The sequence below is a fragment of the Chelativorans sp. J32 genome (assembly GCF_000518985.1).
In the GTDB taxonomy this organism is placed as follows: Bacteria; Pseudomonadota; Alphaproteobacteria; order Rhizobiales; family Rhizobiaceae; genus Chelativorans.
The window spans coordinates 37,440-58,498 of sequence record NZ_JAEQ01000022.1; the positions used below are offsets into that span (position 1 = coordinate 37,440).

Here is a 21,059-nt window from a genome sequence, read left to right on the forward strand (position 1 = left end):
GGGAGTCGTTTGAAGTCGGCACTTCGCCACATACCAATGATGTTCAGTCCCGCCAGACGGTCCTGAACATCAGCTCCAGGTCCAGCCGCAGCGACCAGTCCCGCAAGTACTCGGCATCAATTTCCGCGAGCAGCGCAGGCTGCGACATGTCGATCCCCCGGACTTGGGCAAGGCCGGTAATCCCAGGCAACGCGGCCAGGACACCCAGTCGCGCACGGTGCTGGATCAGTTCTTGCTGGGTCGGCAGGCATGGACGCGGGCCGACCAAGCTCATTTCACCCCTGAGCACGTTCCAGAGCTGCGGCAGTTCATCGAGCTTTGTCGCCCGTAAAATGCGACCGGGCGGCGTCACCGCGCTTCGCTGGGCTTCGTGCGTGGGGACGGCCGGCGTATCGGCATACATGGTCCGCAACTTGTAACAGGTGAAGGGCACACCGTTGTGCCCGACGCGCGTCTGCGCCAGGATAGCTGGCCCCTTCGAACTGGCACGGATGAGGATAGCAGCCACTGCGATGACGGGAATGGCGATCACCAGTCCTGGGACTGCGATGGCCAGATCCAGCAGGCGCTTCATCCGCCGTGCCCGCTGATCCCGCAGGAGCGCCGGAGGCAATGTAGGGGATTCTTCGCTCACGCCAGGCGCCGTAGATCCTTGTCCGAGGGAGCGGGGGGCAGCCTGGGTACCGCGGCAAGTCGGCCATTCTCGCCGATCAGGCTGAACAGCACCTCGCGCACCGCCGCCACATCGGCATGCTCCATGGCAAGCTTCAGCTGTGCGATCATCGCCGGTATCTGCTCCGTCGTTCCCAACTGGGCCGCTCGCAGGATTTTGGGATGACGCGTGGTCGTCACTCCGGTCGGGTCGTAGAAGAGCTCCTCGTGCAGCTTCTCGCCCTCGCGCATGCCGACGGTGACGACCTCGATGTCGCCATCCGGATTGTCCTCGTTGCGGACGGAGAAGCCTGCAAGCATGATCATGTCTTCGGCGAGTTGGCGTATCCGGATCGGCTCGCCCATGTCGAGGAGAAGGATGTCGCCGCTTCGTGAAAGGGCACCCGCCTGCACGATCAATCCCGCCGCCTCGCGCACAGACATGAAATAGCGCGTCATGTCCTCATGCGTGAGGGTGACCGGTCCACCTGCGGCGATCTGCTCTTTGAAGAGCGGCACGACCGAGCCGCTCGACCCGATGACATTGCCGAAGCGGACGGAGGAGAAGACCCGGCTTTCGTCTTTCTTGCGCGCCTCCTCGCCGTAATAGCGCACGATCAGTTCCGCCCATCGCTTCGTTGCGCCCATGACGCTTGTCGGCCGCACGGCCTTATCCGAAGAAATGAGGATGAAGTTCTGCACATTGCCAGCGCAGGCTTCTTCCACCAGGGTCAAGGTGCCGAATACGTTGTTGCGCACGCCCTCGAGCGGATTGCTTTCCACCAGCGGCACATGCTTGTAGGCAGCACAATGATAAACCGTCTGGATTTCGTGCTCTATGAGCGTCCGCCGGACGAGGCGCGCGTCTCCGATTGAGCCAAGCACGGGGACTATCGGAAAATTACCATAGCGCCGCAGTTCCCGTTCGATGTTGTAGAGCCCAAGCTCGTTCATCTCGAAGAGCACGAGCTTTGTCGGGTTGCCCTGGGCGATCGTCCTGCACACCTCGGAACCAATAGATCCGGCCGCGCCCGTGACCATGATGATGCGGCCTTCCAGGCTTGAACGCATCAGCTCGGGGTCGGCAGGAACGGGAGAACGGCCCAGAAGGTCGTCGATATCGATGTCGCGCACATAGCTGACGAGATATTTACCCGTGGCCACGTCGGCAATTGACGGAAGAACGCGGATCTTCACGGGAAACCGTCCCAGCCGCGCCACCAGTTCCCTGCGACGCCGAGTGCTGGATGATGAGGCGGTTACGATGACTTCTTGGGCCTCGGTATCCGAGACCAGCTCTTCGAGCTGTTCGGAGGGGTATACGCGGATGCCGACGATCTCCATGCCATGCAGGCTGCGATCGTCGCTGACGATGCCGACGACCTGCCGGTCTCCGGATGCGCTCAGTGCGTTCGCAAGCTGCATGGCCGCGTCGCCCGCGCCATAGATGATGACCCGGTTCTTGTGGGTGTCGTGTGCTATCCCGCCATTGAGCAGCCACTTCAGACCGAGACGGCTGCCGATGACGCCGACCAGGCTTCCCGCCCAATAGAGCACGGCGATCGTGCGCGGGATGCCCTCGGCTCCATAGGAGAGGGTGATGAAGACCAGCGAGACCCAGGCGAGATTGGCGAAGGTAACGGCCTTGATCATGGTCCAGATCGCCCGTTCCTGAAGATAGCGCAGGACGGCTCGATAAAGGCCCATCCGGACGAAGATCGGGATGGCGATGGCAGGCGCTGCCAGGATGAGAAGCGTCTGCTCGAAATTGGGAACGAAGAATCGGTTGAAGCGGAAGCAGAAGGCCAGCCAGACGATCGCGACCAGACCGACAATGTCGGCCGTCAGCAACATGATCTTCTTTGAGCGGCGCGAGCGCATATGAAGCCACTCGACCGCGCGACTTAGCCGCATATCTCACCCTCGGTTTTCATGAACAGAATAGGCGAAAAGCTTGAAACTTCCGCAAACAACTGAGCCCTCCTAGCAGTCTAACAGTCGATGGTCGATCAATTTACGTATCGGGGAAAGGGAGAAGTTGTAATCTGTGAATAGAGGCGTGACACGCAATCCAGGCCATTTTTGGCCGTTGCGCCGCACAGCCGAAACCAATATATGAGCGGGCTCTGACACCGGCCTTGTGTCGGCGATGGGGCGTAGCCAAGCGGTAAGGCAGCGGTTTTTGGTACCGCCATTCCCAGGTTCGAATCCTGGCGCCCCAGCCAAGTTTCCTCTCGTTGAAATGAACGATCCGACCGTCCATGCGAACGGCTCCTCCTGTCTGGAGGCTCCCTGGCGGAATTGGAACTCCGCCAGGAACCCGGACAGAGCTGGCTAAGCTTCGATCAGCCCACGCAGTTCCTGCACCTTCTCCTCGAGGAGCTTCTGGTCGGCGCGCGTTTCCACATTGAGGCGCAGCAGCGGCTCCGTGTTTGAGGCGCGCAGATTGAAGCGCCAATCGTCGAAAGCCATGCCGAGACCGTCGATCGTTTCCAGCGTGGGATTGAAGCGCTGGTAGTGCTCTGCAACCCTCTCCTGGACGGCCTTGGAATCGGCCACCGTGAAATTGATCTCGCCGGAACAGGGGAAGGCGGCGATGCGCTCTTCCAGCGTTTCCGCGAGAGTGACGCCGGTGGCCGAAAGCTCGCAGACAACATCGAGCCAGGTGAGCATGCCGGAATCGCAATAGGCGAAGTCCCGGAAATAATGGTGCGCGCTCATCTCGCCGCCATAGATGGCGTTCTCCTCGCGCATCATGTGCTTGAAATAGGCGTGTCCGGTACGACAGGGTTTTGCGACGCCGCCGGCACTTTCCACGACGTCGATCGTGTTCCAGGTGAGTCGCGGATCATAGAGGATCGTGCTGCCCGGCGCCTTTTTGAGCATGCGCTGGGCAATCATGCCGACGAGGTAATAGCCCTCCACGAACCGGCCCTTGTGGTCGTAGAGGAAGCAGCGGTCGAAATCCCCGTCCCAGGCGATGGCAAGGTCCGCTCCTTGCTCCACAACCGCCTTGCTGGCCTTCTCGCGCTTTTCCGGCAGAAGCGGATTCGGCACGCCATTGGGCAGCCACGGATTGGGATCGTGGTCGATCTTGATGAAGGTGAAGGGCAGGTGTTTTTCCAAGAGGTCGATGATCGGGCCGGCGCAGCCATTGCCTGCATGGCAGACGATCTTCATCGGCTTGAGGTCCTGGCCGGCCACTTCCTCGAGCAGGCGCTCGATGTAGAGATTGCGATCGCAGACCGGATGCAACGTGCCGCGTGACGAGTAGCTGGTGGCGGTCGGAAAAACCCTGTCGGAGCGCAGCAGCTCTTCGATCGGGTTGAAGGCGTTGTCCGGCGTGGCGGCGGAGGCTCCCTTCAGCACCATCTTGATACCGTTATAATCCGGTGGATTGTGGCTCGCGGTTACCATCAGGCCGGCATCCGCCCCGGAGCGCGCCGTATGGAAATAAACCTCTTCCGTACCGCACTGGCCGACGGGAAGCACATCCACCCCGCTGTCGAGGAGTCCTTGCGTCAGCGCGCCCGCAAGAGCAGGGCTGTCGAGCCGCATGTCGTGACCGATCACGACGGTTTTCGATCCCAGCGCCTCCTTCATCGCCTGGGCGAAGCGATAAGCAAAGGGCGTGTTGATCTCCTCCGGAATCCGGCCGCGGACATCATAGGCCTTGAAGGGAGCACTCATGCGTTCCTGTCTCCTGTCTGACAGAGAGTTGGATTGGTCGAAATACGAAACTGGTTATTTGTTAGATGTGAAATTTTTCAGACGCAAACGCCAAGCCTCGGCCCTTGGTCACCGCGTGTAACAACGCCTGCGACAGAGTGAACGTTCCTTTTTGTTGCGAAACGCCGGGCGCCCGCCTATTCACCCAATCACACCACACCACGTACAGGGCAACCGGCATGCAATTCATCGACCTCGGCAAGCAGCGCGAACGCATTCAGGACAGGCTGGAGAAGAGGTTGGCGAAGGTGCTGGCCGAGGGGCGCTACATTCTCGGGCCCGAAGTCGCAGAATTCGAAGAGAAGATCGCGGCCTATCTCGGCGTCAAGCATGTGGTGGCCTGTGCGAACGGCACCGACGCGCTGCTGATGCCGCTGATGGCAAAGGGAATCGGGCCGGGCGATGCGGTATTCGTCCCGAGCTTCACCTTCGCGGCGACTGCGGAGGTTGTGGCGCTTGCCGGCGCATCGCCGGTCTTCGTCGACGTCGACCCGGACACCTATAATATCGATATTGAAAGCCTCGAGGCTGCGATTGCGGCAGTTCGGGAACAGAGCGAGCTTACACCGAAGGCAATCATCCCCGTCGATCTCTTCGGTCTGGCCGCCGATTATGGTGCGATCGGCAGGATCGCGGCGCGCGAAGGCCTGTTCGTGATCGAGGATGCGGCCCAGGCCATCGGCGGAGCTCAGGGGAACACCATGTGCGGCGCCTTTGGCGATGTGGCGGGCACCAGCTTTTATCCGGCAAAACCGCTCGGCTGCTACGGGGACGGCGGAGCCATGTTCACCAATGACGCCGAGCTTGCAGAAATCCTCCGTTCCGTCGCCTTCCATGGCAAGGGCAAAAGCCAATACGACAATGTCCGGGTTGGGCTGAATTCGCGGCTCGATACGATGCAGGCGGCGATCCTGATCGAGAAGCTCGCCATACTCCCGGAGGAGATGGAGCTTCGCCAGAAGGTCGCGGCGCGCTACAGCGAGGCCCTCGCCGAGGTGGTGAAGGTTCCGGTGATTCCCGCCGGCAATCGTTCGGCCTGGGCGCAATACGCGATCGAGACGCCGGCCCGCGACAAGGTCAGGGCAGCACTAAAGGATGAAGGCATTCCCTCCGTCGTTTATTACGAAAAGCCGCTGCACCTGCAGGAGGCATATGCCGCCTATCCGCGGACGCCGAAGGGATTGCCGGTTTCAGAGAGCCTGCCCGAGCGCATTCTCTGCTTGCCGATGCACCCCTACCTCACGGAAGCCGATCAGGACCGCATCATCCTCACCATCCGCCAAGCCGTGGAAGGGTAGTCAGCTTCCGTGCGAAAGCGCTGACGGAAGAAGTTTTCGCTTTAGCCGCAAATGGCGCAAAGGCAGGATCGATCCTGCCGCGCCTTTAGTTTTGGTCACCTTGAGGTGGCTGATGGCCCAATGCTATTTCCGACAAGCGGCGCTTAGGGCCGCTATCCGGAACAGGTCATTGGTCGAAATGGCGGCAGATCTCACCCACCTCCAGCGGCTCGAAGCCGAATCGATCCACATCATGCGGGAGGTGGCGGCGAATTTTGCACGACCGGTGATGCTCTATTCCGTAGGCAAGGATTCGTCGGTGCTGTTGCATCTGGCGATGAAGGCCTTCTATCCGGCCAGGCCGCCTTTTCCCTTTCTTCATGTGGACACCACGTGGAAATTCAGGGAGATGATCGCCTTCCGCGACCGCATGGCGGCGGAACTGGGGTTTGATCTCCTCGTCCATATCAATGAAGAGGGTGTGCGGGACGGTATCAACCCGTTCGACCACGGCTCGAATGTGCACACGCACATCATGAAGACCGTGGGACTGAGGCAAGCGCTCGATAAATACGGCTTCGACGCGGCGTTCGGCGGTGCCAGGAGGGATGAGGAGAAGTCCCGCGCCAAGGAACGCATCTTCTCCTTTCGTACGGCAAACCATGCCTGGGATCCCAAGAACCAGCGCCCCGAAATGTGGAAGATCTACAATACCCGCGTGGCCCCTGGCGAGTCGATCCGGGTGTTCCCGCTGTCGAACTGGACCGAGCTCGACATTTGGCAATACATTCTGCACGAGGGTATCCCGATCGTACCGCTTTACTTTGCGAAGAAGCGGCCCGTGGTAAACCGCGGCGGGATGTTGATCCTGGTCGACGATGAGCGGATGAAGCTCCTTCCGGGAGAGGTGGTGGAGGAGCGCATGGTGCGTTTCCGCACACTTGGTTGCTATCCGCTGACCGGAGCGATCGATTCCACCGCTGCGACGCTCGAAGACATCGTCTCGGAAATGCTCACCGCACGGACTTCGGAGCGCCAAGGGCGCCTCATCGATAGCGACGAGGCGGGCTCGATGGAAAAGAAGAAGCGCGAGGGATATTTCTGATGCTGACTGCCAATGCCGCAGCCGCGCTTCTCGACACCGAGGCGGAAGCTGCAGATATCCGCACCTATCTCGCAACCCAGGAACGCAAGACGCTCCTGCGGTTTCTGACCTGCGGCTCCGTCGATGATGGCAAGTCGACGCTGATCGGCAGATTGCTCTACGACACGAAGCTGATTTTCGAGGATCAGCTCTCCGTGCTGGAGCAGGATTCGAAGAAGCACGGCACGACGGGAGGTGACATCGATCTGGCCTTGCTGGTCGATGGTCTGGAAGCCGAGCGCCAGCAGGGCATCACCATCGATGTGGCCTATCGCTTCTTCTCCACGCCGAAACGCAAATTCATCGTCGCGGACACGCCCGGCCATGAGCAATACACCCGAAACATGGCTACCGGCGCCTCGACCGCCGATCTTGCTGTGGTTTTGGTGGATGCGCGCCAGGGCGTCCTGGAACAGACGCGCCGCCATTCGATCATCGCATCGCTGCTCGGGATCAGACACATCGTGCTGGCGGTGAACAAGATCGATCTCGTCGATTTCGATCAGCAGGCCTTTGAGCGTATCATTGCCGACTATGAATCCTTCGTGAGCGATCTCGATTTTTCCTCGGTGGTCGCAATCCCGATATCGGCTCGCCACGGCGACAATGTCACGAGCGTTTCCGAGCGCACTCCTTGGTATGCGGGCCCTTCGCTGATCGGGCATCTGGAAAACGTGGAGATTGGGGCCGAGGACCGGGCGCGGCCCTTCCGGTTCCCTGTGCAATATGTGAACCGGCCCAATCTCGATTTCCGCGGGTTTGCGGGCACGATCACTTCCGGCTCCATTGCCGTCGGCAGCGAGGTGATGGTCGCGAAATCCGGGCGGCGCACGCGTGTGAAGCGCATCGTCACCTATGACGGGGACCTGGCGAGCGCGTCCGAGGGCCAGGCAGTCACGCTGCTGCTTGAGGACGAGGTGGAGGTGTCGCGCGGCGAGATGCTGGTAACACCGGAATCTCGGCCCAACGTGGCGGACCAGTTTGCGGCCAATGTCGTCTGGTTCGATGAGCATCCGCTATTGCCCGGCCGCATGTATCTGCTGCGGACCGAGACGGAGGAGGTAAGCGCCACGGTTACGCATCTGAAGCACCGGGTGAACATCAACAACTTCGCCCACGAGGCGGCCAAGAGCCTCGACCTGAACGAGGTCGGCGTCTGCAATCTGTCGCTCCAGGCCCCCATCGTCTTCGATTCCTTCAAGGAGAACCGATCGACCGGTTCCTTCATTCTGATCGACCGGGTAACGAACGCGACGGTCGGCGCGGGCATGATCCTGCATCCGCTTCGCCGAGCCGCGAACATTCATTGGCAGGCAATGGACGTCACGAAAGCCTCCCGTGCCGCCCTGAAGCACCAGAAGCCGGCTGTGCTCTGGTTCACCGGCCTTTCGGGTTCTGGAAAATCGACGATCGCCAATCTCCTGGAAAAGAAGCTGCACGCAGCGGGACGGCACACCTATATCCTCGATGGCGACAATGTGCGCCACGGTCTGAACCGGGATTTGGGTTTCACCGAGGAGGATCGGGTGGAGAACATCCGCCGCGTGGCCGAGGTGGCCCGCTTGATGGTGGATGCCGGGCTCATCGTGCTCGTATCCTTCATCTCTCCCTTCCAGGCCGAACGCCGTATGGCGCGCGACCTGATGGGAGACGGGGAGTTCATCGAGGTGTTCGTCGATACGCCCTTCGAGGAATGCGCCAGGCGCGATCCGAAGGGGCTCTACGCGCGGGCGCTTAAGGGTGAACTAAAGAACTTCACGGGCGTGGATTCCCCTTACGAAATACCGGAAAATCCGGATCTCCACTTGCGTACCCTGGGCCGCTCGCTCGAAAATATGGCGGACGAGTTGGAAAGCTGGCTGCGGGAGCGAGGCTATTGTTGAACCATGCCACCCGGTCCGCCACGGACGAAACCGCTCTTCTGGCGCTTTTCGAAGAACTGGCGCTGAGCGCGGGCCGTGAGATCATGAGGCATTACGAAGCGGGGGTCCGCGTCGAACGGAAGTCCGATGCGTCTCCGGTGACCGAGGCCGACCGCGCCGCCGAGAGAATTATTCTGACCGGGCTCAGGTCTTCCGTCTCGGGAACACCTTGCGTTTCCGAAGAGGAGGCTTCTTGCGGCGTGCTGCCGGCCTGTGTCGACGAGGGCTTCTTCCTGGTCGATCCGCTCGATGGCACCCGGGAGTTCATCGAGCATCGGCCGGATTTTACCGTCAACATAGCCCTGATAAAGAACGCCGCGCCGGTCGTGGGTGTCGTCTATGCCCCCGCACGAGGCCTGCTCTATTCAGGGAGGATCGGCGGCGCCTTCGAGGTGGAATGCAGAGAGGGGGTAGAGAAGAGCCGCCGTCAGATCTGTGCCCGATTGCGCAGGAATCCACCGGCGATACTTGCAAGCCGCTCCCATTCGACGCCGGAGACCGAGGACTTCATCGCCCGATACCCGGGCGCGCATACCGTCTCCATCGGCTCTTCGCTGAAATTCTGCATGCTGGCCCGCGGCGAAGCGGATCTTTATCCGCGCTTCGGCCGCACCATGCAGTGGGATACGGCGGCGGGCGACGCTGTGCTCCGTGCGGCGGGCGGCCGGACGCTAACCCTTGACGGTGAGCTACTCACCTATGGTCCGAGGGAAGGAGAGGGGCTTGAGGCGTTCGCCAATCCCTTTTTCATCGCCGAAGGGCGCGCTTGATGATGGTGTGGAAACGCCGGTGGACCCTTTGGCGCCTCCTGTTTAGGCGTATCGTTATTATTGAATCGGGCTAAATCTCATCCGCCCAGGGTGGATTGGCTCCGGCGCGCGAAACGGTCACGGCCGCAACGCGGGTGGCGAAGGAGAGGGCGTCCCGGACAACCTCTGTCGTCAGAGAAGCCAGCCTTTCCTTCTTGAGAAAGCCTGTCTTCCTGAGTGCAGCCAGGATACCGGCATTGAATGAATCTCCGGCACCGACGGTGTCCACAACCGTCACGTTGACGGCGCTGATGACGAAGCTTCCGCCCCGCCAATAGGCCGACGCCCCTTTGGGGCCCGTGGTCACGATAACCAGCTTGGTTCCCGCTGCGAGCAGAACCTGTGCCACCTCCGCCGCCGAGGCAGGGCCTCCGAACCAGGCGAGATCCTCCTCGGAAATCTTGACGATATCCGCAATGGCCATCAGGCGCCGCATGCGTGCCTTATGTGCCAGTGGATCGCGAATGAATGCCTGGCGGATGTTGGGATCAAGCATGATGACGCGCGTGGAGCTCTCCCGTGCCATCAAGCTCTCATAGGTGCTGCCGCAGGGTTCTGTTGCAAGACTGATGCCGCCGAAAAGAAGCGCCTCCACGCCATCGTCCAGGTCCGGCAGATCGGCTTCGAACAGCATCCGCCCTGCCGTGTTCTCGTCATAGAAGTCATAGCTCGCCTGGCCGTCGCTGAGTGAAACGAATGCAAGCGTCGTCGGACGGCTCGAAACAATGGCGTGGGTGAGGTCAACGCCGCTAGCGCGCAACGCATCTTGAAGCCGCACCCCGAAAAGATCCTCCGACAGGCCGGAAAAGAAGGAGACGGGGATGTCGAGCCGCCCGAGCGCGATTGCGGTGTTGAAGACCGAGCCGCCCACATGCGGTACGAATGCGGCATCGCCATCCGCCGTCTCGCGCGGCAGCATGTCGATCAACGCTTCTCCGCAACAAAGGATCATACTTGTTCCTCCAACCGAACCGAATCAGGAGCTATGCTCGTGCTGAGCGTATTCCCGCAGCAGCATCGCGGAAAGAAGTGAAGATCTAAGCGGGCTCAAAACGGTCGAGTTCCTTCAGGATCAGCTCCTTCAGCCGCGAGGCAAGCGGCGAGAGAGGCCGGGTTTTCAGCGAAAGCAGATGGTAGGGGGCAACCACCAGTGCTTCGCGGATCGGCAAGACGGCAAGCCCGAGCCCTCCGCCATTGCCGCCGAGAAGATCGGAAACCTCGCGCGAGAGCGGCGCGATCGCATCCGAGGTGACGAGGAGAGCCATCATGGCGAGCAGGGAAGTCGTGTTGATGATGTTGCGGGGCACGGCGCCACCGGCGGCAAGGAACGCCTCCTCCACGACGACGCGCAATGGCGTACCGGCCGATTGCAGGATCCATTCGTAATCGCTAAGGTCTGCGATGGAGATCGTGTCGGTGCCGGCAAGCGGATGGTTTCCCCGTACCACAAGATCGACGATCTCATTTCTTCCCCGGGAGATGATGAAATCACGCGCATCAAAGGGCGGCGGCACGCGGCCGAGCACGAAATCGAAATGGCCGGAAGCAAGATCGCGGATCAGCGCATCACTGGGCGCCACGTCGATATGCACGTCGGCATTCGGAGAGGTCGCCTTCAGCTTCTGAATCGCGGGCATCACATAGCCGACCGCCGCGCCGGTAACCGCTCCGACGCGCACCCGGCCGCCTTTGCCGAGCTTGAACTCCTCCACCTCCACCATCGTCTCGCGGATTTCGGTAAGGAGGGATTCCGCGTGACGGGCGACCAGCCTGCCGATTTCGGTCAGGTTCATGCCCTTCGCATGCCGTTGGAAGAGAGGCGCACCGACAAGGAGCTCGACCTCCCTAAGCATGCGCGACGCCGCCGGCTGCGTCATGGAAAGGGCCGCCGCCGCAGGGCTAAGCTGGCCGTGCTCCGCAATGGCGGCAATCAGGCGGTAGTGGCTGAGCTTGAGTCTCGAGGTCGCATCTTTCATGGCATGAGCATAGCGTAATTGGTATGCGAATGAACAAAAAATGCATTTGATTGGTATGATTTCTCTCCAATAGGGTCGCCGGCGGATCAGGTTGGTCCGGTTCGTTCTTGCGCACTGCCGCCGGGCGCGGTGAAATGTTGCAAACCGGGCCGTGCCCGGTGTCCTTGGGAGGAAGTAATGAAAAGAATCACATCCATTTTCGCGTCGCTCGCGCTGGGGGCTGCGCTCTTCACCGGTGCGGCTCAGGCACAGGAGAAGGGGCTGATCGGCATCGCCATGCCGACGAAATCCTCGGCCCGCTGGATCTCCGATGGAAACTCGATGGTCGAGCAGTTCAAGGCGGCAGGCTACGAAACCGATCTGCAATATGCCGAGGACGACATCCCGAACCAGCTGGCGCAGATCGAGAACATGATCACCAAGGGCGTCAACGTGCTGGTGATCGCGGCGATCGACGGCACCACGCTGTCCAACGCGCTTGAGAATGCGGCCGCATCGGACATCAAGGTCATTGCCTATGACCGACTGATCCGCGACAGCGAGCACGTGGACTATTACGCGACATTCGACAATTTCCAGGTTGGCGTTCAGCAGGCGACCTCGCTGGTTAATGGCCTGAAGGAACGTTTCCCAGACCAGAAGCCCTGGAATGTGGAGCTATTCGGCGGCTCGCCGGACGACAACAACGCCTATTTCTTTTACGACGGCGCCATGTCGGTTCTGCAGCCGATGATTGATTCCGGCGAAATCGCTATTCCGTCCGGCCAGATGGGTATGGACAAGGTCGGAACGCTTCGCTGGGACGGGGCGGTTGCGCAGTCGCGCATGGATAACCTGCTTTCCGGCTTCTACACGGACAAGGAGGTGAACGGCGTCCTTTCGCCCTATGACGGCTTGTCCATTGGCATCCTCTCCTCGCTCAAGGGCGTGGGTTATGGTTCGGGCGACCTGAAAATGCCGATCGTCACAGGCCAGGATGCCGAGATACCCTCGGTGAAGTCGATCCTCGCCGGCGAGCAATATTCCACCATCTTCAAGGATACGCGCGAGCTTGCACGGGTGACGGTCGGTATGGTCGACGCGCTCCTGCAGGGTGGCGAGCCCGAGATCAACGACACCAAGACCTATGACAACGGCGTCAAGGTCGTGCCGTCCTATCTCCTCAAGCCGGTTCTGGTCGACAAGTCGAACTGGGAGGAAGTGCTGATCGGTAGCGGCTACTACACCAAGGACCAGATTCAGTAACGAATGCTGCGATCCGACCCGCCCGTCCGTTCGGGCGGGTCGTTTTAGGTGCGGTTACCCATGGAACCTATTCTGGAGATGCGCGGCATCACCAAGAGCTTTCCTGGCGTGAAGGCTCTCGATGACGTCAACCTGAAGGTGGCGCGGGGCGAAATCCATGCGCTGGTCGGAGAGAATGGTGCCGGAAAATCCACGCTGATGAAGGTGCTGTCGGGTGTCTATCCGCACGGTTCCTATCAGGGCGAGATCTTTTTCGAGGGCCGTCCGGTGGCCTTTTCCGGCATCGCCGATAGCGAGAAGATCGGCATCATCATCATCCACCAGGAACTGGCTCTGGTGCCGCTTCTGTCCATTGCCGAGAACATCTTTCTCGGCAATGAGATCGCAAAGGGCAGCGTTATCGACTGGCCCGAGACGAACGCGCGCACCGAGCGACTGCTCAAGAAAGTGGGCCTGCGGGAAAGCCCTTCCACAAGGGTCGACACGCTCGGCGTCGGCAAACAGCAACTCGTGGAGATTGCCAAGGCGCTTTCCAAGGAGGTGAAGCTTCTCATTCTCGATGAGCCTACCGCCGCCCTCCAGGAGAATGACAGCCAGAAGCTTCTCGACCTGCTCCTTGAATTCAAGGCACAGGGCATCTCCTCGATCCTCATTTCGCACAAGCTCAATGAGGTGAACCGGGTCGCGGACACCATCACGGTGCTGCGCGATGGGCGTACCGTTTCCACGCTCGACTGCGGGGCCGAAGAAATCAGCGAGGAGCATATCATCCGCGACATGGTAGGTCGCGACATGGCACACCGCTATCCGGAGCGCACGCCTAAGATCGGCGAAACACTTCTTGAGGTCACGAACTGGAACGTCTGGCATCCTCTCCAGTCGGATCGGCAGATGATCCGCGATGTCTCGCTCAGGGTTGCTGCCGGAGAGGTTGTAGGCATTGCCGGCCTGATGGGCTCGGGCCGCACGGAATTCGCCATGAGCCTTTTCGGCCGGAGCTATGGCCGCAATATCTCTGGGACCGTGAAGCTGCGCGGCAAGGAGATCGACGTCTCCACCGTCAACCGCGCCATCGCCAACGGCCTCGCTTATGTGACGGAGGACCGGAAGGCGCTGGGCCTGATCCTGGAAGAGAATGTCCTGCGCAACACCACGCTCGCCAATTTGATGCGTGTGGCGAAGAGCGGCGTGATCGACAATGCCGAGGAACGGCAGGTGGCGGAGCGGTATCGCAGGGCGCTGGGTGTGCGCACGCCGACCGTGTTCCAAAAGGTGATGAACCTTTCGGGCGGGAACCAGCAGAAGGTGGTCTTGGCCAAATGGCTTTTCACCGAGCCGGAGGTGTTGATCCTCGACGAGCCGACGCGCGGCATCGATGTGGGCGCGAAGTTCGAGATCTACAGCATCATCAATGAGTTGGCGGGACAGGGGAAGGGGGTCCTCATGATCTCATCCGAAATGCCGGAACTGCTGGGCATGTGCGACCGCATCTATGTCATGAACGAGGGTGCAATCGCAGGCGAGCTCGCAGGGAGCGAGGCGAGCCAGGAGAAGATCATGTCCATGATCGTGAGGTCGAAATCCAATGTCTGAGTTGTCTGCTCGTCAGAGAAAGACGGCCGAGCCTCTCGGCGAGACCAAGGCGGAAGGAGCCGTATCCTCGATCGGCAGCCACCTGCAAACCCATGTGCGCGAGTACGGGATGCTGATCGCGCTCGTCGTGATCATGGGCTTCTTTCAGGTGGTCACCGACGGCACGCTGATGAGGCCGGTCAACCTCACCAATCTGATCCTTCAAAACAGCTATATCGTCATCATGGCGCTCGGCATGCTGCTCGTCATTGTCGCCGGCCATATCGACCTTTCGGTGGGCTCGGTGGCAGGCTTCGTTGGCGCAGTCGCGGCCGTCATGCTGGTGCAGTACGACATCTCCCCACTCGGCGTCATTCCGGCATGCCTGCTGCTCGGAATTCTCATAGGTGCGGCCCAGGGTTATTGGATCGCCTATTGGCGCATCCCCTCCTTCATCGTGACCCTTGCCGGCATGCTGGTTTTCCGCGGCCTCACGCTTTGGGTGTTGGCGGGACAGTCGGTCGGGCCGTTTCCGCGCTCCTTCCAACTGCTGAGCACCGGCTTCATCCCGGACGTCTTTGGCGTCGGCCGGCCGAATATAACCGCCATCCTGCTCGGCGCCATCACCGCGGCGGTGCTGGTCTTTATGGCCATGCGCAACCGCCAGCGTCATACCAAATACGGCATGGAAGGCGAGCCCTTCGCTTTCTTTGTCGCCAAGAACGGCTTGATAGCCGCAGCGATCATCTTTCTCTCCTACCTGCTTGCGACTTATCGCGGCTTCCCGAACGTGCTCATCACCATGGCGGTGCTGACGGTGATCTACACTTTCGTCACCAACTCGACCACGATCGGGCGCCGCATCTATGCGCTCGGGGGCAACGAGAAGGCGGCCAAACTCTCGGGCATCCGCACGGAGCGGCTCACTTTTCTCACCTTCGCCAATATGGGCATGCTGGCGGCTCTCGCGGGGCTCATTTTCGCCGCCCGGCTCAATACGGCGACGCCGAAGGCGGGCGTCGGCTTCGAACTCGATGTGATCGCTGCCGTCTTCATCGGCGGGGCATCCATGTCGGGCGGTGTGGGCAAGATCACCGGCGCGGTCGTGGGCGCCTTCATCATGGGTGTGATGAACAACGGCATGTCGATCCTCGGCATCGGCATCGACTATCAGCAGGTGATCAAAGGACTCGTGCTGCTCGCAGCCGTGATCTTCGACGTCTACAACAAGAACAAGGCGGCCTAGCAACATGCATCTTTCACAGTTGAAGAAGGGCGGCGTGATCTGCCGCCGCGGTCCCGATGCACGGCTCGTGAACGGGGTGGCAAGCACCTATGCGCTTGCCATGGAGGCGATCGAGACGGGCGAGAAACTCTCGGCGGCGGTCGAGCGTCGCGGGCTGGGCCAGGCGGTGAATCTCGAAAGGCTTGCGGCGGAGGGTGCGTTGGATGTGCCGGTGCGCCATCCCGATCCCGCCCATATGTTCTTGACCGGCACGGGCCTAACGCATCTCGGCTCGGCCTCGGCCCGCGATGCGATGCACGCGGCGGCGGATACGGCCGGCATGACGGACTCGATGAAGATGTTCCGCATGGGTCTCGAGGGCGGCAAGCCGGGGCCGGGCAAAGAGGGGGTGCAGCCCGAGTGGTTTTACAAGGGAACCGGCGTCAATGCCGTGGCGTCCGGCGATCCGCTCGTCTCACCTGATTGCGCGTTGGATGGAGGTGAGGAGCCGGAGATTGCCGGCTTCTATCTTATCGGCAGGGATTGCCGGCCGTTCCGCGTCGGCTTCTCGCTGGCCAACGAGTTTTCCGACCATGTGACGGAGCGCATCAATTATCTCTATCTGGCGCATTCCAAGCTCAGGCCGGCTTCCTTCGGTCCCGAGCTTCTTGTGGGCGAATTGCCTGCGGATATCCGCGGCGTGTCCCGCGTCTGGCGTGATGGCGAAGTGGTCTGGGAAAAGGAATTCCTCTCAGGCGAGGACAACATGTCCCACACCATCGGCAATCTGGAGCATCACCACTTCAAATATGCGCTCTTCTGCCAACCGGGCGACCTGCACGTGCACATGTTCGGCACGGCAACGCTTTCCTTTACGGATGGTATTTCCTGCGGGGAAGGTGACCTGTTCGAGATCTCCGCACCCGAATTCGGCTTGCCGCTGCGGAATCCGCACCGGCGGGAGAAGAAGCGCGATACGAAGGTGATGGCGCTCTAGGACCAAGGCGCACGGGTTTTAGATCGGAGCCAATGCAACACCCGTCATCCCCGCCGAGCGAAGCGAGACTTGGGCCCATTGAAAGGCGCGATCTCCGCAGAGACGGTGCTGAAAGGTGTCGATATCGCAGTCCGGACGCACTCCACGTCTCGCGGCAATTGGCCGCCGAGAGCTTGTTTCCCGGCGTCCCGGATGACGAAGCAGAAGAAGCCCGGGCGGCGGACCGGAAAGGAAGTTTGGCATGAGCGGATTCACCCCAAAACCCTGGCCGAGGAAGCTAAGGTCCCAGGAATGGTTTGGCGGTACCTCGCGCGACCACATCTATCATCGCTCCTGGATGAAGAATCAGGGTCTGCCGGCCGATCTCTTCGATGGCCGGCCGGTGATCGGCATCTGCAACACCTGGTCGCAGCTCACCCCATGCAACGCGCATCTGCGGGACCTCGCCGAGCGGGTGAAGCACGGCATCTACGAGGCGGGTGGGCTGCCGCTGGAGTTCCCGGTCTTCTCGCCGGGCGAGAGTGCGCTTCGCCCGACCGCTATGATGTACCGCAATCTGGCTGCGATGGACGTTGAGGAGGCGTTGCGCGCCAATCCGCTCGATGGGGTTGTCCTGCTTGCCGGCTGCGATAAGACCACGCCGGCACTGCTGATGGGAGCTGCCAGCGTCGATATCCCCGCGATCCTGGTCTCGGGCGGTCCGATGCTCAATGGCTGGTTCCGCGGCGAGCGCGTGGGCTCCGGCACTGCGCTCTGGCAGATGTCGGAGGCCATCAAGGCGGGTACCATGAGCCGGGACGATTTCCTGGACGCCGAGCAGGCGATGAGCCGTTCGCCTGGCTCGTGCAACACGATGGGCACCGCCTCCACCATGGCTTCCATGGCCGAAGCGCTTGGCATGGCCCTCTCCGGCAATGCTGCAATTCCAGCCGTCGACAGTCGCCGGCGCGTGATGGCACACTTGTCCGGCCGGCGCATCGTCCAGATGGTGAAGGATGATCTCAAGCCTTCCGACATCCTCACCCGCCGCGCCTTCGAGAATGCGGTTCGGGTAAACGGAGCGATCGGCGGCTCCACCAATGCTGTGATCCATCTCTTGGCGATCGCCGGCCGCGTGGGCATCGACTTCACGCTGGAAGACTGGGATCGGCTCGGACGCGACGTCCCCACGATCGTGAACCTGATGCCGTCGGGCAAATACCTGATGGAGGAGTTCTTTTACGCGGGTGGCTTGCCGGTGGTGATCAAGAGGCTGGGCGAAGGCGGTCTGCTGCACAAGGACGCGCTCACCGTCTCCGGCGGCCCGATCTGGGACGAGGTGAAGGACGTCAAGAACTGGAACGACGACGTCATCCGCCCCGTGGAAAGGGCGCTGACGCCTCAGGGCGGTATCGCGGTCTTGCGCGGCAACCTGGCACCAAAGGGAGCGGTGCTGAAACCGTCGGCCGCGTCGCCGCATCTCATGCATCATCGCGGCCGCGCTGTCGTTTTCGAGGACATCAACGACTACAAGGCGAAGATCAATGACGAGGCGCTGGACGTGGACGAGAGCTGTGTGCTGGTCCTGAAGAATTGCGGACCGAGGGGTTATCCCGGCATGGCGGAAGTCGGCAATATGGGCCTGCCGCCCAAAGTGCTGCGCAAGGGCATCACCGATATGGTGCGCATTTCCGACGCCCGTATGTCCGGCACGGCCTATGGCACTGTGGTGCTCCACACCTCACCTGAGGCGGCGGTCGGCGGGCCGCTTGCGGTGGTGAGGAATGGTGACGTGATCGAACTCGACGTTCCCAACCGGCGCCTGCATCTCGACATATCCGAGGCGGAGCTGGGGCGTCGGCTGGCCGAGTGGCGGCCGATTGTTCATAGGCCGGAGGGTGGGTATGCGCAGCTCTTCCACGACCATGTGCAGGGCGCGGATACGGGCGCGGACTTCGATTTTCTCAAGGGTTGCCGCGGCAGCGCCGTGGGCAGGGATTCCCACTGAGGGGAGACAGCCATGGTAAGTGAAGCCGGCACCAAGATCGCCGTCGTTGGCATCGGCAAGATCGCTCGGGACCAGCATCTTCCCTCGATTGCGCGCTCCGCCGAGTTCGAGCTCGCGGCTGCCGTCAGCCGGCATGGCAAGGTAGACGGGGTGGACAATTACACCGATCTGGAGACTATGCTGCGCGAGCGGCCGGACATCCCGGCCGTGGCGCTGTGCGTCCCACCCGTGCCGCGTTACGCAATGGCGGTGGCGGCGTTGAGGGCTGGCCGCCATGTCCTCCTCGAAAAGCCGCCCGGCACTACAGTCGGGGAAGTTGAGGCACTAGTGGAGCTTGCGCGCGAGAAGAACGTGACGCTCTTCGCCACCTGGCATTCGCGCTTCGCGCCATGTGTTGAGCCGGCACGACGATGGCTGCAGGGCAAGGCGGTCCGCCACATCGATATCGTCTGGAAAGAGGACGTGCGGCGCTGGCATCCGGGACAGGCCTGGATCTGGGAGCCCGGGGGGTTCGGCGTTTTCGACCCCGGGATCAACGCGCTGTCGATTTTGACGGCCATCGTGCAGCCGGTCTTCGTCACCGAAGCGACACTGAAGATGCCGGAGAACCGCCAGACGCCGATCGCCGCCAATCTTCTCATGAGCAGTCTTGCAGGTTTCCGTGTCACGGCCGATTTCGACTGGCGCCAGGAGGGGCCACAGACCTGGGATATCCGCATCGAGACGGAGGCGGGCCTGCTTCTCCTTTCCGAGGGCGGCAGCAGGATGTCCATCGATGGCCATGAGCAGCCAAGCGGATTGGAAGCCGAATATGACGGTATCTATCATCGCTTTGCCGAGCTTTTGAAGGCGGGCGAGAGTGATGTCGACCTTGCACCGCACAGGCTGGTGGCCGATGCATTTCTTCTCGGGCGAAAGGTGGACGTGGAGGCTTTCCACGAATAGATAAGGGCACAAAATTCTGCCGTCAGTCATCATGGAGTACGCTATGCCTCAGAGCTTCAAGCCACGCGGAAAACATCTGATTGCCGGCGAGTGGGTGGGAGGCGAAAAGACCTTTGCGTCCGATCCGGTAACCGGCCCTACCTATGATTTTGCCGTTGGGAGTGCGGCTGAGGTCGACAAAGCTGCCAAGGCAGCGGAGGAGGCATTCTGGACCTACGGCGCCACGAGCCGCGCCGACCGTGCGGCCTTCCTGCGTGCCATTGCCGACGAGATCGAGGCGCGTGCCGAGGCGATCACCGAGATCGCCACCCAGGAAAGTGGCCTTCCCGAAGCCCGCATCAATGGGGAGCGCGGCCGCACGACCGGGCAGCTGCGCCTCTTTGCGAGCCACATCGAAAAGGGTGACTATCTCGACCGCCGGCATGACCCGGCCAATCCCGATCGCCAGCCGGCCCCCAAGCCGGACCTGAAGCTGATGCAACTGCCCATCGGCCCTGTGGGCGTGTTCGGTGCCTCGAACTTCCCGCTCGCCTTCTCGACTGCGGGGGGTGATACGGCTTCCGCTCTCGCCGCCGGCTGCCCGGTCGTGGTGAAGGGGCATCAGGCTCATCCCGGCACGGGCGAGATCGTCGCCGAAGCGATCGAAGCTGCAATTCGCAAGATCGGTCAGCACCCCGGTGTCTTCTCGCTCGTTCAAAGCAACATCCGCGAGGCGGGTGAGGCACTGGTCACCCATCCTCTGATCCGCGCCATCGGCTTCACCGGCTCCACAGGCGGCGGGCGCGCGCTCTTCAATCTTGCGCAGGCGAGACCCGAGCCCATCCCGTTCTACGGCGAGCTTGGCTCAATCAACCCGCAGTTCTTGCTTCCGGCGGCGCTCGCCGCGCGCGGCGAGAAGATCGCAGAGGGCTGGGCCGCCTCGCTCACCATGGGCGTCGGCCAGTTCTGCACGAATCCGGGCGTGGCGATCGCGCTTGACGGCAGCGATGTGGAGACCTTCCTGGACGCTGCGCAGATTGCTCTCCAGAAGATCGCCGAACAGCCGATGTTGACGGCGGGCATCGCTCAGGCCTACCGGACCGGACGCGACAAGGTCATCGGCCTGAACTGCGTCCGTTCGCGCCTCGCCTCCAAGGCGGAAGGTCGCCATGCGGGGCCGGACCTCCTGGAGACAACGGGAGAAGAGTGGCTTTCCAACCCGGCGCTGCACGAGGAGGTGTTCGGCCCCTTCGGCATCGTCGTGCGGGCGAAGAACGAGGATGAGATGCGCGAGATCGCTCGCCGTGTCGAAGGCCAGCTCACCTGCACGCTGCATATGGATGACGCCGACACGGCGCTTGCGGCTTCATTGATGCCGATCCTGCAGCGGAAGGCGGGGCGCCTTATCGCGAACGGTTTCCCGACCGGGGTCGAGGTGAGCGACGCGATGATGCATGGCGGGCCTTACCCGGCGAGCACCAATGCTTCCACCACCTCCGTTGGCACGCTGGCAATACGCCGCTTCCTGCGCCCGGTGGCCTATCAGGACATGCCGGCGAGCCTGCTTCCGGGCGATCTTCAGGGCCTCTGAGGTTCGGCTG

The 21,059-nt window shown here is 61.5% G+C and carries 16 protein-coding genes and 1 tRNA gene; 12 read left to right on the forward strand and 5 right to left on the reverse strand.

The genetic code is table 11. The features are described from left to right. Nucleotides 1-43 precede the first annotated feature (43 nt). A complete protein-coding gene (locus CHEJ32_RS0121045; protein WP_028035545.1) occupies nt 44-574 on the reverse strand; it encodes a sugar transferase in 531 nt (176 codons plus the stop codon). A 56-nt stretch (nt 575-630) separates the two neighbouring features. Further along, nucleotides 631-2,565, reverse strand: a complete 1,935-nt coding sequence (locus CHEJ32_RS0121050; RefSeq protein ID WP_028035546.1) for a nucleoside-diphosphate sugar epimerase/dehydratase — start codon at nt 2,563-2,565, stop codon at nt 631-633. Nucleotides 2,566-2,801: 236 nt separating this feature from the next. Between CHEJ32_RS0121050 and CHEJ32_RS0121055 the strand changes: the two genes are divergently transcribed. Further along, nucleotides 2,802-2,876: transfer RNA gene (locus CHEJ32_RS0121055), tRNA-Gln, on the forward strand. Nucleotides 2,877-2,985: 109 nt separating this feature from the next. Here CHEJ32_RS0121055 and CHEJ32_RS0121060 read toward each other — a convergent pair. Further along, nucleotides 2,986-4,341, reverse strand: coding sequence for a phosphomannomutase/phosphoglucomutase (locus tag CHEJ32_RS0121060; RefSeq protein ID WP_028035547.1), 1,356 nt, complete (start codon nt 4,339-4,341; stop codon nt 2,986-2,988). Between the two features lie 218 nt (nt 4,342-4,559). On the opposite strand from CHEJ32_RS0121060, the gene CHEJ32_RS0121065 reads away from it, so the two are divergent. The 4 genes from CHEJ32_RS0121065 (at nt 4,560) to cysQ (ending at nt 9,493) form a co-directional block, all read left to right on the forward strand. Next, nucleotides 4,560-5,678, forward strand: a complete 1,119-nt coding sequence (locus CHEJ32_RS0121065) for a DegT/DnrJ/EryC1/StrS aminotransferase family protein (protein WP_028035548.1) — start codon at nt 4,560-4,562, stop codon at nt 5,676-5,678. Nucleotides 5,679-5,790: 112 nt separating this feature from the next. After that, the gene (gene cysD / locus CHEJ32_RS0121070; RefSeq protein WP_084032897.1) at nt 5,791-6,762 is read left to right on the forward strand and encodes a sulfate adenylyltransferase subunit CysD; all 972 of its coding nucleotides are present in this window, start codon (nt 5,791-5,793) and stop codon (nt 6,760-6,762) included. Next, nucleotides 6,762-8,684 carry a sulfate adenylyltransferase subunit CysN gene (cysN, locus tag CHEJ32_RS0121075; protein WP_028035550.1) on the forward strand — a complete coding sequence of 641 codons (1,923 nt, stop codon included), beginning with the start codon at nt 6,762-6,764 and terminating at the stop codon, nt 8,682-8,684. The genes cysD and cysN overlap by 1 nt, the downstream gene beginning before the upstream one ends. After that, the gene (gene cysQ, locus CHEJ32_RS0121080) at nt 8,681-9,493 is read left to right on the forward strand and encodes a 3'(2'),5'-bisphosphate nucleotidase CysQ (protein ID WP_034658903.1); all 813 of its coding nucleotides are present in this window, start codon (nt 8,681-8,683) and stop codon (nt 9,491-9,493) included. The genes cysN and cysQ overlap by 4 nt, the downstream gene beginning before the upstream one ends. 70 nt (nt 9,494-9,563) lie before the next feature. Here the strand turns inward: cysQ and CHEJ32_RS0121085 are convergent, their stop codons facing one another. Next, on the reverse strand, nt 9,564-10,484 hold the full coding sequence (locus tag CHEJ32_RS0121085) for a carbohydrate kinase (RefSeq protein ID WP_028035552.1): 921 nt from the start codon (nt 10,482-10,484) through the stop codon (nt 9,564-9,566). Nucleotides 10,485-10,569: 85 nt separating this feature from the next. Beyond that, entirely contained in the window at nt 10,570-11,508 is a 939-nt protein-coding gene (locus CHEJ32_RS0121090) for a LysR family transcriptional regulator (RefSeq protein WP_028035553.1), read from the reverse strand. Nucleotides 11,509-11,685: 177 nt separating this feature from the next. Here CHEJ32_RS0121090 and chvE point away from each other — a divergent pair, with 177 nt between their 5' ends. From chvE to CHEJ32_RS0121125, 7 genes are all read left to right on the forward strand, one after another. Continuing rightward, nucleotides 11,686-12,753: a multiple monosaccharide ABC transporter substrate-binding protein gene (gene chvE / locus CHEJ32_RS0121095; RefSeq protein ID WP_028035554.1), complete on the forward strand. Its 1,068-nt coding sequence runs from the start codon at nt 11,686-11,688 to the stop codon at nt 12,751-12,753. A gap of 60 nt (nt 12,754-12,813) precedes the next feature. Then, nucleotides 12,814-14,346, forward strand: a complete 1,533-nt coding sequence (mmsA, locus tag CHEJ32_RS0121100) for a multiple monosaccharide ABC transporter ATP-binding protein (RefSeq protein WP_028035555.1) — start codon at nt 12,814-12,816, stop codon at nt 14,344-14,346. Continuing rightward, nucleotides 14,339-15,571, forward strand: coding sequence for a multiple monosaccharide ABC transporter permease (gene mmsB, locus CHEJ32_RS0121105; protein WP_028035556.1), 1,233 nt, complete (start codon nt 14,339-14,341; stop codon nt 15,569-15,571). Before mmsA ends, mmsB begins: the two co-directional genes overlap by 8 nt. Before the next feature lie 4 nt (nt 15,572-15,575). Then, complete coding sequence (gene araD1 / locus CHEJ32_RS0121110; RefSeq protein ID WP_028035557.1) at nt 15,576-16,547, forward strand: AraD1 family protein; 972 nt, start codon at nt 15,576-15,578, stop codon at nt 16,545-16,547. A gap of 241 nt (nt 16,548-16,788) precedes the next feature. Further along, nucleotides 16,789-18,534 (forward strand): L-arabinonate dehydratase, encoded by a 1,746-nt coding sequence (gene araD / locus CHEJ32_RS0121115; protein ID WP_028035558.1) that lies wholly within the window; start codon nt 16,789-16,791, stop codon nt 18,532-18,534. 12 nt (nt 18,535-18,546) lie between these two features. Further along, nucleotides 18,547-19,479: a Gfo/Idh/MocA family protein gene (locus CHEJ32_RS0121120; protein ID WP_028035559.1), complete on the forward strand. Its 933-nt coding sequence runs from the start codon at nt 18,547-18,549 to the stop codon at nt 19,477-19,479. A 43-nt stretch (nt 19,480-19,522) separates the two neighbouring features. Continuing rightward, entirely contained in the window at nt 19,523-21,049 is a 1,527-nt protein-coding gene (locus tag CHEJ32_RS0121125) for an aldehyde dehydrogenase (NADP(+)) (protein ID WP_028035560.1), read from the forward strand. The last annotated feature ends 10 nt before the right edge of the window (nt 21,050-21,059 follow it).

Coding starts and splice junctions, on each gene's coding strand:
- CHEJ32_RS0121050 (WP_028035546.1), bottom strand. CDS start 2,565: ATGCGGCTAAGTCGCGCGGTCGAGTGGCTTCATATGCGCTCGCGCCGC.
- araD (WP_028035558.1), top strand. CDS start 16,789: ATGAGCGGATTCACCCCAAAACCCTGGCCGAGGAAGCTAAGGTCCCAG.
- CHEJ32_RS0121065 (WP_028035548.1), top strand. CDS start 4,560: ATGCAATTCATCGACCTCGGCAAGCAGCGCGAACGCATTCAGGACAGG.
- CHEJ32_RS0121045 (WP_028035545.1), bottom strand. CDS start 574: ATGAAGCGCCTGCTGGATCTGGCCATCGCAGTCCCAGGACTGGTGATC.
- CHEJ32_RS0121120 (WP_028035559.1), top strand. CDS start 18,547: ATGGTAAGTGAAGCCGGCACCAAGATCGCCGTCGTTGGCATCGGCAAG.
- araD1 (WP_028035557.1), top strand. CDS start 15,576: ATGCATCTTTCACAGTTGAAGAAGGGCGGCGTGATCTGCCGCCGCGGT.
- chvE (WP_028035554.1), top strand. CDS start 11,686: ATGAAAAGAATCACATCCATTTTCGCGTCGCTCGCGCTGGGGGCTGCG.
- CHEJ32_RS0121125 (WP_028035560.1), top strand. CDS start 19,523: ATGCCTCAGAGCTTCAAGCCACGCGGAAAACATCTGATTGCCGGCGAG.
- mmsA (WP_028035555.1), top strand. CDS start 12,814: ATGGAACCTATTCTGGAGATGCGCGGCATCACCAAGAGCTTTCCTGGC.
- cysD (WP_084032897.1), top strand. CDS start 5,791: ATGGCCCAATGCTATTTCCGACAAGCGGCGCTTAGGGCCGCTATCCGG.
- mmsB (WP_028035556.1), top strand. CDS start 14,339: ATGTCTGAGTTGTCTGCTCGTCAGAGAAAGACGGCCGAGCCTCTCGGC.
- CHEJ32_RS0121085 (WP_028035552.1), bottom strand. CDS start 10,484: ATGATCCTTTGTTGCGGAGAAGCGTTGATCGACATGCTGCCGCGCGAG.
- CHEJ32_RS0121060 (WP_028035547.1), bottom strand. CDS start 4,341: ATGAGTGCTCCCTTCAAGGCCTATGATGTCCGCGGCCGGATTCCGGAG.
- cysN (WP_028035550.1), top strand. CDS start 6,762: ATGCTGACTGCCAATGCCGCAGCCGCGCTTCTCGACACCGAGGCGGAA.
- CHEJ32_RS0121090 (WP_028035553.1), bottom strand. CDS start 11,508: ATGAAAGATGCGACCTCGAGACTCAAGCTCAGCCACTACCGCCTGATT.